We start from the raw sequence: 13,718 nt of genomic DNA, 5'->3' as shown, positions 1-13,718 counted from the left end.
CCGGGAACGGCAGTACCGTTTTTCTTCGGGCGTTCAGTGTCAGCAACCGACTGATGCGCCCGGTGGACTTAACCAGTTTAATTCAACCAAAAAGTGATTACGTTTACTGTAAACGTGGCGTAAACTGCTTATTTCAAGTATTGACCGAAAGCGCCGGCGGAAACATCCGACAGCGCCGCGCCAGCCAGCAATTGATCTCTATGTGATTGGTGAATTACCGACAGCTTTTCTCGTGGCAAAGTGATCCTATATCCAGGCGATGGTATAAAATTCCGATTCTGCCGTCCGCCCCACCACCCTAAATTTGACTTTTAACTATGCTTTTTTTGCAGGGGCCGTTAAATTGTCGGTTAGACATTTAATCTGCTGTAAAACCAGTCCAAATCAGTATATTTGAATAAGATACATTCCACAAACCAACAGTGAAACATTCCAGGACCGGTACTTATGCAATACATTTATGAGAATTTCACTTTTCCGCCCGACCAGTCGTTTACCGTACGGTCGGAGATACTGGAAATAAAAAAGTATACCGCGCTGAAGTCGCATGTCAACTTCGAGATCGCGTTGCTGGAGAACTGCAGCGGCAAGCGTTTCATCGGCGATCATATCGAAGATTTCGAGGGAACGGAGCTCGTGTTGCTGGGGAGTTACCTGCCGCATTGCTGGCAATATTACACCACGCTCGACCCCATGATCCCGCCACAGGCAACGGTGATCCATTTCTTTCCCGATTTCCTCGGGCAGCAGTTCCTGGAGAAGCCCGAATCGAAGCAGCTCAACGAGTTGTTTGCGCGCGCGGCGAAAGGGATTTCGTTCTCGGGCTATACCATCCAGACGGCCAAGCTTATCATGCAGCAGATGCTGTTTTCCACCGGGATGGCGCGCGTGGCGCTCATGCTCAGTTTGCTGGACACGCTGGCCAATGCGGACCAGGCGCGGGTATTATCTTCCCCGTTCTACAATTCCGTGGCGTCGTCGGGCGAGGCGCAAAAGATCAATAAAGTGTTCGATTATATTTTCCAGCATTTCAGGGAAGAGATTTCGCTGAAGGCGGTGGCCGATATTTTACCATTGTCGCCCGCGGCGTTCTGCCGGTATTTCAAGGCGCGGACCAACCGTACGCTGATCGATTTCGTGAAGGAAGTGCGGATTGGCCATGCGGCCAAGCTGCTGCTGGAAAAGAAGCACAATGTAACGGAGGCCTGTTACATGAGCGGGTATAACAATCTATCCAATTTCAACAAGCATTTCAAGGAAGTGAAGGGCCTCTCGCCGCGGGATTTCATGCGGCAATACGACACTTCCGCCGGCCGCTGATCATTTGTTCTCAAAATCATAGAAAGGCGATGCTTCCGTCCAGGTCTGCCCGGGCAGGGAGCCTTCCACACCGCGCTGGTAGCCCGCCATCAGCCGGTTCCATTCCGCGCAGCGCGGGTCGGATGCTTCCGCTTTCTTTCCCATTTCGCCGAGATCGGCGCCCTCCGGCACGGTGATCACCATCACCAGGGTATGCTGGCTGCGGAACATGCGGATCCGGCGGTAACCCGCTTTCTTAAACCCCTGCTCCACTTCCGGCCACACGGCTTCATGGTAATGGAGGTATTGCCGCAGCGAATCGGCGCCGGGCGCGATGTTGACCACGAAGACCTTCTCCTCCAGGCGCTCCTTCGTTCCGCAGGCGGCAAAAACAATAACGGAAAACAATACGATCATCCAACGCATAAAAATATTTTTAGATCAGGCGAAATACAGGTAAATAGCGATCATCACGGCGGCCAGTAATCCCCACGACACCCACACGCCCATACTGGTGCGGCCTCCCCGGCGCCACGATTCCGAAAGCGACGGCAGGGCCTGCACGGCCGGAGGTTTCGTCATCAGCGTAACCGCCACCAAAACTACCGACATGGCCACGAAAAGATAAAAAGACAGCAACATGAAATGCGGCCAGAATTCCTTCGACGGAAAGCTCAGCACATGACAGACGCCCACCACCAGGCAAACCATTCCGCCGCCGTACAACACGGTTTCCGCGGCCTGGCGGTTCACCCTTTTCCAGGCGATGCCGCCCACGAAAACGACCGACAACGGCGGCGCCAGGATCGATACCATGCCCTGGCTCAATTCGAAAAACCCTTTCCCCGAACGGGAAAAGACCCAGGCCACGCCTACCGCCAGCACGGCCGCCAGCAACGTGGCCCACCGACCGGTAGCGCGCTTCGCCGTTTCGTCCATCTCCCGGAAACGGGCCAGCACGTCGAGCGTCAGCACAGTGCTGAACGAGTTGAGGCCCGACGACACCGTATCGATCAAAGCCGCGATGAGCGCGGCGATGCACAGGCCCAGGAACCCATGCGGCATCACCCGGCTCACCAGCGTAATATAGGCATTGTCGGGCTGCGCAATGTCTTTATACAACACGTAACAGATGATCCCCGGAAAAATAAAAATGAACGGCATGAGGATTTTCAGCGCGGAAATGAAAATGGCGCCATACTGGCCTTCCTTCATGCTCTTGCCTGCCAGCACCTTCTGCACGATCGTCTGGTCGGTACACCAGTAATAAATCCCGACAACCGGGTACCCCAGCACCATCGCCACCCAGGAATATTCCGGGTCAGACGCGGGGCGGAACAACTGCCAGTAACTTCCCGGCGCGGCATCCACGAGCGCCTGCACGCCCCCGGCCTTGCGCAGCGCGAGGTAAACGAGGATGATGGAAGACAGGATAATGATCGCCGACTGGAAAATCCCCGTCCGCACCACCGCCTTCAAGCCACCCACCGCCGTAAAACTCGCTGCAATGAGCGCCACCACGGCCACGGCCTGCATAAGCGGGATGTCGAAAATCTGCGAGATGATCAGTCCGCCGGCATACAGCGCGCATCCCAGCCAGACGATCAAAATGGAAATGAGACTGTACCCCACGAGGAAATTGTACGAAGGCTTCCCGAACCTTGCCAGCAGGAATTGCGGCATGGTATAGACTTTCGTGGAAATGTAATGCGGCAGGAAGAACATCGACATGAGGAAGATGAAGAACCATGCCAGCCATTCGAAGTTGCTGCCCACCATCCCCTGCGTGAAACCGATGCTCGCGAAGCCCACCAGCATAGACGGGCCGGCATTGGCGCTGAACAGCGAAAAACCGATCTGCCACCACGACAGCGACCGGCCGCCAAGGAAAATGTCCTTGCCGGCAGCCTTGTTCCGGCTGTTCAGGTAAAAACCGGTGGCCAGCAGTGCAACTACGTACAGCAGCAGCACTGCATAATCGGAAGATGCCAGGGTGATTTTCAAATATTTCCCATTTTATGATTTATAGAATGACATTCGGTCGGTAGGCGGCCATATCTGCCGCGTCCCAAATTACGGAACGGGTGATTTTTCCAGCGCGTGCCCAATAATCCCAATCGATGCGCACCGGCGACCCTTCGATATCCGGGAGCGACCAGCCTCCGTGACGCCATTCCGGCCGGACGCTGAAATATTTCTCCAGTCCCGACATGATGGGGTACAGGTATTCCACGCGGCAGGAATCGGGCGCCGTGGCCATGAGGCCAGCCGTGTACAATGAATATCCGCCGGAGGAAAAGTCGGCCCCGTTGCGCATGGCCATGTCCCGCACTTCCGCCCATTCGCGCACGCCGCCGATCTGGGTGGGCACGGGCTGGAGGTGTCTGACGCCGGCCTTCAGCAGCGTGGGGAACATCCGCGAGGTGCGTTCCGATTCACCGAAAGCGACTTTCACCGGCGAGCCTGCGCATACGCGATGGATGTGCTCCATACCGGCGGAGTGCACCGGTTCTTCGATCCAGGCGATGTTGCAGGCGGCGGTTTCCTCGAGGAAACGGAGGGCCTGGTCTGCCTGCCAGACCTGGTTGACGTCTACGGCCAATTGCACATCGGGCCCCAGCAGGCTGCGCACGAACCGGACGCGCTCCGCGTCTTCCTGCGGCCGACCGCCGAAATCCTTGCCGATCTTCATTTTATAGCAATCCACGCCTTTCCCGAGGAAGTAATTGACCTCCGTTTCCAGCTGGGCGTAGGTGTAGTTGGTGCCGCCGCCGCTGCCGTAGATCTTCACGTGGTCTTTTTCCGCGCCGAGATAGCGGTGCAATGGCCGGCCGGCGCGCCTTGCGGCGAGGTCGTGCAGTGCAAAATCGATTTGACCCAGCATGGCAGCCGCGGCGCCGCGGAACCCTTCGTTGCGTATCGACCAATATAGCTTGTGATATAATTCTTCGTAGGGAATGCCTCCCCCGTGCAGCAGGATCGGCAGGAAGCAGGACTCCAGGATATTGGTGTAGCTGCTGAAAACGGGCGCCTCGCCCACGATGCCGTGCTCGTCTTCCAGCGAGATCACGGCGAGGCCGAACGTGAGGAAAGGGCCCATGGTAGCGTCCTGGAAGGGTGTAACCGCCGGCACGGGCTCCAGCACGGTAACTTTTACGCGGGTAATATTGAAAATCTGGTCGTTGATCGTGTTCATGTCAGTGATTTCTCCTTGCTCGATTGTAGAATTTTCTGGAATAGCGGGGCTGGTAACGGCCCGGCGGTGAAATCGCCGAGGGTAGCCCGCAGTTCTTCCGGGTTAGACGGGCCGATGACGATGTTGAATTCCGGTGGAAACGACAGCAGGAAGCGATGTGCCATGGCGCGCAGTGCGAGCCCTTCGCTTTCGGCCAGCTGGTGGAGGCTCCGGGCGGCGGCGATGTCGCTTTCCGGCAGCCATGCGGGAGGATTGCGGGAGAATTCGGCGAACGGACGGCCGAGGGCGCCCATGTTCAGCGGACTGGCGGCATAATAACGTTTGCCGGCAGCGAGGGCCGCGGGCATGGAGGTTTCCAGCGCCGGGGTGTGGCAGGCGTTGAGGCGGTTGTATTCCATCAGCACGCTGAAGGTATCGTCTACCAGCCATGGCCAGGCGTACAGGGGCGGGTTGCCGCCGATGCCGATCTGGCGGGCGTATCCGCGGTCTTTCAGTTCCACCATTATTTCCACTACCCTTTCGAAATCGTTTTGCGGGATTTGTGCGGGATCGTGGAGGAAGAGCACGTCCAGCTCCGGGATACCCAGTGTTTCCAGCGAAGCGGCAGCGCTGCGGAACATGGCGTCGCGGCTGTAATCGTAATGCCCGTCGTACGCCGTGGCCCCCGGGAGCCGGCCAACCTTGGAGCTGATGGCCGGCAGCGGGCGCCGCCATTGCCGGAGCGCTTCGCCGACGAACCGTTCGGCCTGCGCGTAGGCGGGAGCGGTATCTATCGACCCGATTCCCAGTTCCATCGCGAGCAGCACGGTTTCCACGGAAGCCGCCGGCTCCACCGGTCCCCAGATGCCGCCGATGCCGGCAGTGCCAAGTATTAACCTTTCAAATATCATCCCGGGAATTTTTTTCATGCGTTATCAGTCCCTCCAAATGTACCCCCGCAGCCGCCAACACCGCCAGATGCATTTTGACCAATTTACATGTTTTTTTGACGGAGCCGCCACCGGAATTTGCAATCGAATGTTGCACGCGGGGACCGCTATCCTCCTGAAAACCTGTCCCGAAAACCATAAAGAATCCCTAACTTGCCCCGGCGAAACACAGATCAGTGAACAAGGCATGAGCACACTTTATTGAGACTCTTTATTGTAAGCAATTTAACCGTACTATTTGAAGCACAACGTCCTATGAGCAAATTTTCGATCCGGAAGACCCTGTTCACCGGTCTCCTGTTTTTATCCGGCATCACCACTTTACACGCACAATCGGCACAACCGGCCTTCACCTGCGGATCAGACATCCTCCTGGCCAAACTGCGCGACAATCCCGCTTTCCGGTCCCGCGAAACGGGCATGAACCAACGCATCCGCCAATTCCCGGCTGGCGCGCAAAGCAAAGCCGCAACGGATTATGTGCTGCCCGTCGTTTTTCATATCCTCAACGCCGACCCCGCGTCCATAACCGACGCCGATGTGGCGGCGGCGCTGCAGCAACTGAACGACGCCTACGGCCAAACGGGCGCTTTCGCCGGGGCCAGGACCAACACGCGCATTCAGTTCTGCCTCGCCAAAACCGATCCCGACGGCGGTAAAACCACCGGCATCCTCCGCGCCAAAACCTACCTGGGCGATTTCGACGCCGATATGGAAGGCGGCGACGTTACCGCCATGGGGCGCTGGGACGGCAGCCGGTACATTAATATCTGGGTGGTGGAAGACATCAAGTCCGAATTCATGCAAAACTTCGAATGCGGGAAATGGCGGCGGCTGAAAATGGGCGGCTATGCGAGCGCAGGCGGAGATATCGTAGTGGCGGGCCTCGGCGTGGGCGTACTAGCCCACGAAATGGGGCATTACCTCAGTTTACTGCACACTTTCGCGGCGATGGACTGCAAGAATAACGATTGTGCAACGGATGGCGATATGGTGTGCGATACGCCGCCGGACAAATCCATCAACGGCGGTTTCGCCTGCAGCGATCCGGAGAATAGCTGTCACACCGATACGCTTTCCGGCTTCACGACAGACGTGCCCGACCTTCCGGACAACTTCATGGATTACGGCGGCGGCAGCGGCTGTGTTTCTTCTTTCACGGAAGGACAAGCGGAAAGGATGCGCAACTTCATTGCCACATCGCTTCCCGGGATGACCGGCAGCACCTTGTGCAGCGAGCCCTGTGCAGACGCGGTGTCGGCGGGATTTACGCGGGATATCGATTTCCCGGTGACGGGGAACACCGTTCAATTCACCAATACTTCCACCGGCGCAGTGCGGTACGAATGGTGGGTGAACGGCCAGCTCGAAGCTACTACGACGGATTTCAGCCTGCTCACAGATAAAAAACAAAACTACCACGTGGCGCTGCGCGCATACACCGCTACCGCCGGATGTTTCGCGACATTCCATCAAACGGTGCAGGTGAGCTGCGGTGTGGTGGCGCGGTTCTACCCGGATAAAAGAAAAATCGCCTCGAAGGAAAATGTGGAATTGGACAGCATCCTTTTCACCAACCGCTCCGAAAACGCGACGGCTTTCCGGTGGCTGATGCGGAATGATAAGGGGATGATGGAACAGGCCGTGAGCACGGATAAAGACCTCCGGTATATTTTCAAAGTGCCCGGCACCTACACCGTACGGCTGGAAGCTACCGATGGCAGTTGTACCGACACTACGAACGCGTTCACTTTTACGGTGGACGACCCCACGGCCGATGGCGCCATTTACGTCCGCTCGGTGGACTGTTACGACAAGGATAAAATCCGCGTGTCCCTGTATTTCTACAACTTCGGCTACAAGGAAATCCCGGCGAAAACGCCCGTCTCTTTCTACGACCGCGACCCTCGCCTGCCGGGGGCCCGGCTGCTGGGGAGCCCATACCTCATCCCCTACGCACTGAAAGGCAAATGCCCCTCCTATCTCGAAACGACGATCATCGCCGCGGGACGTTCCGATTTCGACACGGTAGTGGCGGTGCTCAACGATACGGGCAGCATCGTGCCGCTGACGTTCCCCAATACCGGGATCGATGAATCCAACTACGGCAACAATTTCAATTTTACCAAAAACTTCCGGTTCAGGGTGAAGATCGCGACCGATGAATTCACGTTGCAGCCTGGCGAGCAGGTGACATTTTCCCCGGAGCCCAGCCGCGGCGGCGATATTGCCGCAGGGAAATGGGAGCTTCCCGATTACCTCAGTTGCAGCGATTGCATCGGGCCGGTATTTACCGCGCCTTACCGGAAAGGGACGCAACTCGTTAAAACCTTCATTGCGGAAAGCAAGTACAAATGTTACGATACGGCCACCGTTACCGTCAACCTCCCTATCGTGGACGATTATACGGTGAAGATCGATGGCTCGGAATGCGCTGCAGGCGGCCAGGTGCATGTGGATTTCACGATCTGCAACCAGTACGCGAAAGGAAATATTCCCCCGGGCCTGGAAGTCGTGTTTTATGACGGGGACCCGGCGCAGCCGGGGGCCCGTCAATTGGGGACTGCTTTCCAGACCGGCCGGTTCAGCGGCGGCGCCTGCGAAACTTTCGACCGGACAATCTCGGGAACGGCCACGGGCAAGCTCTTCGCGATCGTGAACCCTGCCAGCTCCGTTGCGGAAACGGGGCCTGCCAATAACCTTCATTCTGCGCAGCACTACGGACCGGTCGCTACGGTTTATCCCGGAGACACGACCGTTATCCGCAAACACAGCTATCCCTTACGTTTCACTACGGATCATTTCACACCGGCAAGCTACCGCTGGAGTATCGATAAAGGAAGTTCTGAACTGAGCTGCAAAACCTGTCCGGCGCCGGATATCAGGGTGCTGGACACGTCTGTCGTGAAACTGGTGCTCACGAACCGGTTCGGCTGTACCACATCCGCCACTGCGAAGTCGCAGCAATTCCCGGCAGATCTCACCATCAACATCCGCGACGTCAAATGTTACGACAACAACCGCACCTACGTGAAGTTCCAGGTGTGCATGCAAAACGGGTACGATGTGGTGTACGGCGGCATCCCGGTTACGTTTTATGATGGCCCGACCACCCGCGCATTGGCCACCACTTTCGTTCCCGCGTCCCAAACCGCCAATTGCGTGATCGCGCAGTTCATCGTTCCAACACCGGCTTCCGGCGAAGTGGTGGCGCGGGTGAACGATCCTGGACAAAGTGCGGCAATTCCGCTCATCGAATCGGATATTACCAATAATGAACATACTGCGACTCCCCTGCCATTTATCGTCAGATTCCCGGAACCAGGCTCACTTATTTCGCCCCGGCCGGCTGGCCCGCTTCGCCTGCAGCCCTTGCTCACCGGCGGCCCGGCACGCAACTGGCAGTGGGAGCCCGCACTGGGACTGTCCTGCACAACATGCGAACAGCCCATCGTCAACCGCACCGGCTCTTCCATGCAATACCGCGTTACGGCCACCAATGAGTTTTTCTGTACATCCACCGCCGTTTTCGACCTCAAAACCTTCATCCGCAAAACCGTCGAAATGCCGACCGCCTTCTCGCCCAACAAAGACGGGGTGAACGATGTATTTTACGTGATCGGCAGCCTGAACATCAAAACCGTAAAGGATTTCATCATTTACGACCGATGGGGCAGATCGTTCTTCGAAAGACATAACATCCCGGCCAACGACCGGCAATTCGGTTGGGACGGCGCCGGGATCAAAGGCCCGGCCAGTGCCACCACTTATGTTTATTTCGTCCGGGTGCTGCTGGACGACGATCGCATCGAAACCTTCACGGGAACGGTGACGCTTATCCGGTAACTTTCATTGCATGGCCAATAAAAAAAGCCGGTGATCGCTCACCGGCTTTTTCGTTTTATTGCAGCACTTCACTCACCAGGACCACCGGCTTGATATTGGTATATTTCGGAATATCGGCCAGGATCTCCTTTGCGTTGGGGCCAAACGTGTTTTCGTAGGCCGACAGCCGCTCGAAGTACAGGTATCCGATCGCCAGGTAAGGGACCGGCTCGCCGGGCCGGCCGCCGAGGCCTTTGTCGATCTTGACGGCTTTCAGGGAGTCGCCCATCAAGCGCTGTAGCATCGGCATATGTTTCGTTTTGTAATAGTCCATATCGAAATGCATACCTTCCCCGTTGGGATACAGGATCGTTACCTTGATCATGCCTTTCCGGGTTTCGGGGAGATCGGCGGGCCTGGGTTCCTCCTTTACGGTTTCCGGCACCTGGGCCGGTTTATTTTGCTGGCAGCCGAACAATATCGCCGCAGGCAACAGAAACAGATAGATTTTCATGAACGTGCGATTTAGGGAATTAATGATACGATAGTTTCCCGAAGCGGGGATTACCGGCTTCCCGGTAATCGCCTTCAAATTACCCGGTTTTCACCAAAAATCCCTCCTTCCACTCCAAAAATCTTAATCTAGATTAAGCCGCTTTCTTAAACTGGTTCATAGGCCGGGGAAGCAGCCCGACGGAACTTTGTGATGTAAAAAGGAAGCAATGTCACAATACATCCATCACAAAGCAGATACCCGCGGCCACGACCGCCACGACTGGCTCGACAGTCAGAAAACCTTCAGTTTCGGCAGTTACTACAACCCGAAGCGGATGGGCTTCGGCGCGCTGCGGGTCCTCAACGACGATGTGCTGCCCGGCGGCAAAGGCTTCGGCAGCCACCCGCACGACAACATGGAGATCATCAGCATCCCGCTGAAAGGCAGCCTCAAACACGACGATTCCGCCGGCAACTCGGCCGTAGCGGGCGTGGGCGACATCCAGCTGATGCACGCCGGGAGCGGGCTTTTCCACAGCGAATACAACAACAGCGCCGAAGAAACGGCAGAATTCCTCCAGATATGGGTCTACCCGGAAGACCTGAACACACCGCCCCGGTATGCGCTGGGCACCTTGCCCCTGGCGGCCGAAAAAAACCGGATGCATGCATTCATCGGCCCGGATACCGGCGCAACAGTGCGCAGTGATACCTGGTTCAGTTTCGGGACCTTCAGGAACGGGGCGAGCCAACGCTACGATGTCCGCAAACCCGGGAATGGCATGTACGCGTTCGTGGTGAAAGGCCGGTTTTCCATCGACGGGAAGGAACTTGCCGCGCGCGACGGGCTCGGTATCTGGGAAACCGCCGGTATCGATGTCCGCGCGCTCAGTCCCGACGCGCAATTGCTCATCATGGACGTTCCCATGGATTTTCAACACTAAATCCCCCATCATCATGGACCATAACGCACAATTACACCTGCTGGCGGTTGGATACGATACCGCTATCATGCAGGTAGTGGAAAGACTGCTGAACAGTCACGAAGGATGGAACGGCACGATCGCGCTGTCGCGGGAAGAAGGGCTTGCCCGGCTGGAGGCCGCATCGTTCGACGCCGTGCTCCTCTGCGTGGGCGTTTCCGCATCCGACGAAGCCATCATCCGCGAAGCGGCAGCCGCCCATCGGCCGGCCACAAAAATCATCAGACATTACGGAGGCGGCAGCGGATTGCTCGAAAACGAGCTCCGCGCGGCACTCGATCACAATAACCTTTAATCCTGCCAACATGGAAAAACAGATACTGGGCCTGCATCACATCACCGCCATCGCGGCAGACGCCCAAAAGAACTACGATTTCTATACGAAAGTCCTGGGATTGAGAATGGTGAAAAAGACCGTGAATTTCGACGATCCCGGCACCTATCACTTTTATTACGGCAACGAGCACGGCACCCCCGGCACCATACTCACCTTCTTCCCCTGGAAAAACATCGGCCAGGGAAAAAGCGGCACCGGCATGGCCACCGAAATCGCTTACGCCGTGCCATCCGGCAGCCTCGACGCCTGGAAGGAACGTTTCTCCCGGCACAATGTCGCCTTCTCCGAAACCGCCCCGCGCTTCGGTGAAACGGGCCTTTCGTTCTCCGACCCCGACGGGCTGCAGCTCCAGCTGGTGGTCCCTGCCGCGGAAGATGCGCGCATTCCCTGGGAAACGGCTGAAGTAAAGGCGGATATGGCGACCAAAGGCTTCCACAGCACCACTTTATCGCTGAAACAGATCGACGCCACGGCGAAAGTTTTGACAGACATCTTCGGATACCGCCTGCAGTCGCAGGAAGGCAACCGCTACCGGTTCGTGACCGATGCCGTGGCCAACGCAGGTATCATCGACCTGCTGGAACTGCCGGACGGAGCACCGGGCAAACAGGCAGCCGGCACCAACCACCACGTAGCGTTCAGGGTCGCCAATAACGCCGACCAGATGGAATACCGGGATAAAGTGCTGGCCAGTGGATTGCAGATCACGCCGCAGATCGACCGGGATTATTTCTATTCGCTGTATTTCCGGGAACCGGGCGGCGTGCTGTTCGAGATCGCGACAGACAATCCGGGGTTCACGGTAGACGAGCCGCTCGATCAGCTCGGATCCAGCCTGAAACTCCCGAAACAATACGAACAATACCGGGCCGCCATCGAAAGGGAACTGCCCGTCATAAAATAATAACTATGCACACCGAAAATATCGTCACGGCCGGGAAACCGCTGTCTGAAGCCACGAAGGCATTGATCATGGTCCATGGAAGAGGGGGATCTGCGGAAGACATCCTCTCGCTGGCGGCGCATCTTTCCGTGAAAGACTTTGCGCTGCTGGCGCCCCAGGCCACGAATAACACCTGGTACCCGCAGTCGTTCCTGGCGCCGCCGGATCAAAACGAGCCCTGGTTATCGGCCGCCATCGATCAATTGAAACACATCACCGACCACCTGGAACGGCGCGGCATTGCGCAGGAAAACACGTATTTCCTCGGGTTTTCGCAGGGCGCTTGCCTCACGCTCGAATTCCTGGCCCGGAACGCCGCAAGATATGGCGGGGCGGTTGCCTTCACGGGCGGGCTTATCGGCGACATCATCGACAAAAGTAATTACAAAGGGAATTTTGGCGGAACGCCCATATTCATCGGCAGCTCCAATCCCGATTTTCATGTTCCGGTGGAAAGGGTGCAGGCCTCGACGGCGATCCTGCAGGAGATGGGCGCTATGGTAACGGAAAAGATTTACGACAACATGGGGCATACCATCAGCGGAGACGAGATCAAACTGGCCAATTCGCTGATCTTCAACTAAGGCGTTATTTCCGCTTTTGCAGGCTGCTCCGCACTTTACTGAGGAATTCCGGCGATACCCCCAGGTACCGCGCGATCTGGTTCTGCGGAACGCGTTGCGCCACCTGGGGGTATTTTTCCAGGAAAGCGAGATAACGTTGCTCCGCCGTTTGCGAAACCATACTGTGGAAACGGCGCTGCAGCGCGAACAGGGCCCGCTGCACCAGCAGCCGGAACAGGACCTCGAACTTGGGGACTTTTTCGAACAGCTCGCGCTTGCTCTTCCGGTCGATGACCAGCACTTCGCAGTCCTCCAACGCTTCGATGAACATGTTGGAAGGCTGCTGGTCGGTAAAACTGTACAGGTCGCTCACCCACCAGTCTTCTATCGCAAAGGTCAGGATCGTTTCCGTTCCATCGTCGCTGAGAAAATAAGTTCGGATACAGCCCTTCACGATGTACGCTTCAAAATCGCACACCTCCCCTTCCTGCAGCAGATACGTCCGCTTCCGCACCCTTCTGAACTTCAGGAGCGAATGGAAATACGCCCGCTCCTCCGGCGTGAGGGCGATGCAACGGTCTACGAATTGGTCTATCTGTTCGTACATGATCCATTAAAGATAAGGAAACCCCGTTTCCCAACCGCGCGCCGTTAAAAAGAAACGGCGGCCCCGGGCCGCCGCTGTATCAGTTCAACGCCACCGAAAAATCGACCGGTTCTCCCGGCTGGCATTCATGATCGTTGCAGACCATGTATTCGATGGTGCCGGAAATTTTCGTTCTGGCCTTTCCCTTCACTTTCACGATCTGCACAAACTCCACCTGGCCTTCATAGAACTTCAGCGTTTTCCCGAAAGACTCCTCGAATTTGCTGATCATCTTCCCGTTTTCCTTCGCCGTCCCCTGCAGGGTAAGCAGCGGGCTCTTTTTGAAAACGATCTTCGTGGGCGTGGCCGCGTCTTCCGGACTGGCCTGGCTGTAAATATGCCAGGGGTTTGAAACGCTGGCCGAAATGCGGACTTCGTACGTGCCTTCCGACACTTTTTTGGAAGCGTAGCTCCACTTCACGGGGCTTTGCGCGAATGTGGCGGCGCTCATCAATAAAATGGCAATGGTCAGTATTGATTTCATAACACTTGTATTTAACCA

General features: G+C 56.7%; 13 protein-coding genes. 6 read left to right on the top strand and 7 right to left on the bottom strand.

Features of this window, described 5'->3' with window-relative positions; translation table 11 throughout:
- Positions 1 to 447: 447 nt before the first annotated feature.
- Positions 448 to 1,320, top strand: a complete 873-nt coding sequence (locus ACQKLP_RS09505) for an AraC family transcriptional regulator (RefSeq protein ID WP_341838797.1) — start codon at positions 448 to 450, stop codon at positions 1,318 to 1,320.
- On the opposite strand, the gene ACQKLP_RS09500 is transcribed toward ACQKLP_RS09505, so the two are convergent.
- Genes ACQKLP_RS09500 through ACQKLP_RS09485 form a run of 4 tightly spaced genes read right to left on the bottom strand, consistent with a single transcriptional unit; the run spans position 1,321 to position 5,385 of the window.
- The gene (locus ACQKLP_RS09500) at positions 1,321 to 1,725 is read right to left on the bottom strand and encodes an L-rhamnose mutarotase (protein ID WP_427322296.1); all 405 of its coding nucleotides are present in this window, start codon (positions 1,723 to 1,725) and stop codon (positions 1,321 to 1,323) included.
- Positions 1,726 to 1,740: 15 nt separating this feature from the next.
- Positions 1,741 to 3,303 (bottom strand): sodium:solute symporter family transporter, encoded by a 1,563-nt coding sequence (locus ACQKLP_RS09495; RefSeq protein ID WP_427322294.1) that lies wholly within the window; start codon positions 3,301 to 3,303, stop codon positions 1,741 to 1,743.
- A 19-nt stretch (positions 3,304 to 3,322) separates the two neighbouring features.
- A complete protein-coding gene (locus ACQKLP_RS09490; protein ID WP_427322292.1) occupies positions 3,323 to 4,495 on the bottom strand; it encodes a mandelate racemase/muconate lactonizing enzyme family protein in 1,173 nt (390 codons plus the stop codon).
- A complete protein-coding gene (locus ACQKLP_RS09485) occupies positions 4,492 to 5,385 on the bottom strand; it encodes an aldo/keto reductase (protein ID WP_427322290.1) in 894 nt (297 codons plus the stop codon). The genes ACQKLP_RS09490 and ACQKLP_RS09485 overlap by 4 nt, the downstream gene beginning before the upstream one ends.
- 294 nt (positions 5,386 to 5,679) lie before the next feature.
- Between ACQKLP_RS09485 and ACQKLP_RS09480 the strand changes: the two genes are divergently transcribed.
- Positions 5,680 to 9,270, top strand: a complete 3,591-nt coding sequence (locus ACQKLP_RS09480) for a M43 family zinc metalloprotease (RefSeq protein WP_427322288.1) — start codon at positions 5,680 to 5,682, stop codon at positions 9,268 to 9,270.
- A gap of 55 nt (positions 9,271 to 9,325) precedes the next feature.
- Here the strand turns inward: ACQKLP_RS09480 and ACQKLP_RS09475 are convergent, their stop codons facing one another.
- The gene (locus ACQKLP_RS09475; protein ID WP_427322286.1) at positions 9,326 to 9,763 is read right to left on the bottom strand and encodes an EthD family reductase; all 438 of its coding nucleotides are present in this window, start codon (positions 9,761 to 9,763) and stop codon (positions 9,326 to 9,328) included.
- A 208-nt stretch (positions 9,764 to 9,971) separates the two neighbouring features.
- Between ACQKLP_RS09475 and ACQKLP_RS09470 the strand changes: the two genes are divergently transcribed.
- From ACQKLP_RS09470 to ACQKLP_RS09455, 4 genes are read left to right on the top strand one after another with little or no spacing between them, the layout of a single operon-like run.
- Entirely contained in the window at positions 9,972 to 10,688 is a 717-nt protein-coding gene (locus tag ACQKLP_RS09470) for a pirin family protein (RefSeq protein WP_427322284.1), read from the top strand.
- Between the two features lie 13 nt (positions 10,689 to 10,701).
- Entirely contained in the window at positions 10,702 to 11,022 is a 321-nt protein-coding gene (locus ACQKLP_RS09465) for a hypothetical protein (protein WP_427322282.1), read from the top strand.
- Between the two features lie 10 nt (positions 11,023 to 11,032).
- Entirely contained in the window at positions 11,033 to 11,968 is a 936-nt protein-coding gene (locus ACQKLP_RS09460) for a ring-cleaving dioxygenase (RefSeq protein WP_427322280.1), read from the top strand.
- Positions 11,969 to 11,973: 5 nt separating this feature from the next.
- Complete coding sequence (locus ACQKLP_RS09455; protein ID WP_427322278.1) at positions 11,974 to 12,591, top strand: alpha/beta hydrolase; 618 nt, start codon at positions 11,974 to 11,976, stop codon at positions 12,589 to 12,591.
- Positions 12,592 to 12,595: 4 nt separating this feature from the next.
- On the opposite strand, the gene ACQKLP_RS09450 is transcribed toward ACQKLP_RS09455, so the two are convergent.
- Positions 12,596 to 13,177 carry a Crp/Fnr family transcriptional regulator gene (locus ACQKLP_RS09450; protein WP_427322276.1) on the bottom strand — a complete coding sequence of 194 codons (582 nt, stop codon included), beginning with the start codon at positions 13,175 to 13,177 and terminating at the stop codon, positions 12,596 to 12,598.
- A 79-nt stretch (positions 13,178 to 13,256) separates the two neighbouring features.
- Positions 13,257 to 13,700, bottom strand: coding sequence for a hypothetical protein (locus ACQKLP_RS09445; protein ID WP_427322274.1), 444 nt, complete (start codon positions 13,698 to 13,700; stop codon positions 13,257 to 13,259).
- Between the last annotated feature and the right edge of the window lie 18 nt (positions 13,701 to 13,718).

Origin of the sequence: Chitinophaga sp. NPDC101104, assembly GCF_050277495.1 — a bacterium.
Taxonomy (GTDB): Bacteria; Bacteroidota; Bacteroidia; order Chitinophagales; family Chitinophagaceae; genus Chitinophaga.
The sequence above is the reverse complement of the archived record's forward strand: the minus strand, read 5'-3'. Positions and strand labels throughout refer to the sequence as shown.

Excerpts from the sequence above, each read along its gene's own strand:
- ACQKLP_RS09505 (WP_341838797.1), top strand. The coding sequence starts at position 448 with ATGCAATACATTTATGAGAATTTCACTTTTCCGCCCGACCAGTCGTTT.
- ACQKLP_RS09500 (WP_427322296.1), bottom strand. The coding sequence starts at position 1,725 with ATGCGTTGGATGATCGTATTGTTTTCCGTTATTGTTTTTGCCGCCTGC.
- ACQKLP_RS09490 (WP_427322292.1), bottom strand. The coding sequence starts at position 4,495 with ATGAACACGATCAACGACCAGATTTTCAATATTACCCGCGTAAAAGTT.
- ACQKLP_RS09485 (WP_427322290.1), bottom strand. The coding sequence starts at position 5,385 with ATGATATTTGAAAGGTTAATACTTGGCACTGCCGGCATCGGCGGCATC.
- ACQKLP_RS09480 (WP_427322288.1), top strand. The coding sequence starts at position 5,680 with ATGAGCAAATTTTCGATCCGGAAGACCCTGTTCACCGGTCTCCTGTTT.
- ACQKLP_RS09475 (WP_427322286.1), bottom strand. The coding sequence starts at position 9,763 with ATGAAAATCTATCTGTTTCTGTTGCCTGCGGCGATATTGTTCGGCTGC.
- ACQKLP_RS09470 (WP_427322284.1), top strand. The coding sequence starts at position 9,972 with ATGTCACAATACATCCATCACAAAGCAGATACCCGCGGCCACGACCGC.
- ACQKLP_RS09465 (WP_427322282.1), top strand. The coding sequence starts at position 10,702 with ATGGACCATAACGCACAATTACACCTGCTGGCGGTTGGATACGATACC.
- ACQKLP_RS09460 (WP_427322280.1), top strand. The coding sequence starts at position 11,033 with ATGGAAAAACAGATACTGGGCCTGCATCACATCACCGCCATCGCGGCA.
- ACQKLP_RS09455 (WP_427322278.1), top strand. The coding sequence starts at position 11,974 with ATGCACACCGAAAATATCGTCACGGCCGGGAAACCGCTGTCTGAAGCC.
- ACQKLP_RS09450 (WP_427322276.1), bottom strand. The coding sequence starts at position 13,177 with ATGTACGAACAGATAGACCAATTCGTAGACCGTTGCATCGCCCTCACG.
- ACQKLP_RS09445 (WP_427322274.1), bottom strand. The coding sequence starts at position 13,700 with ATGAAATCAATACTGACCATTGCCATTTTATTGATGAGCGCCGCCACA.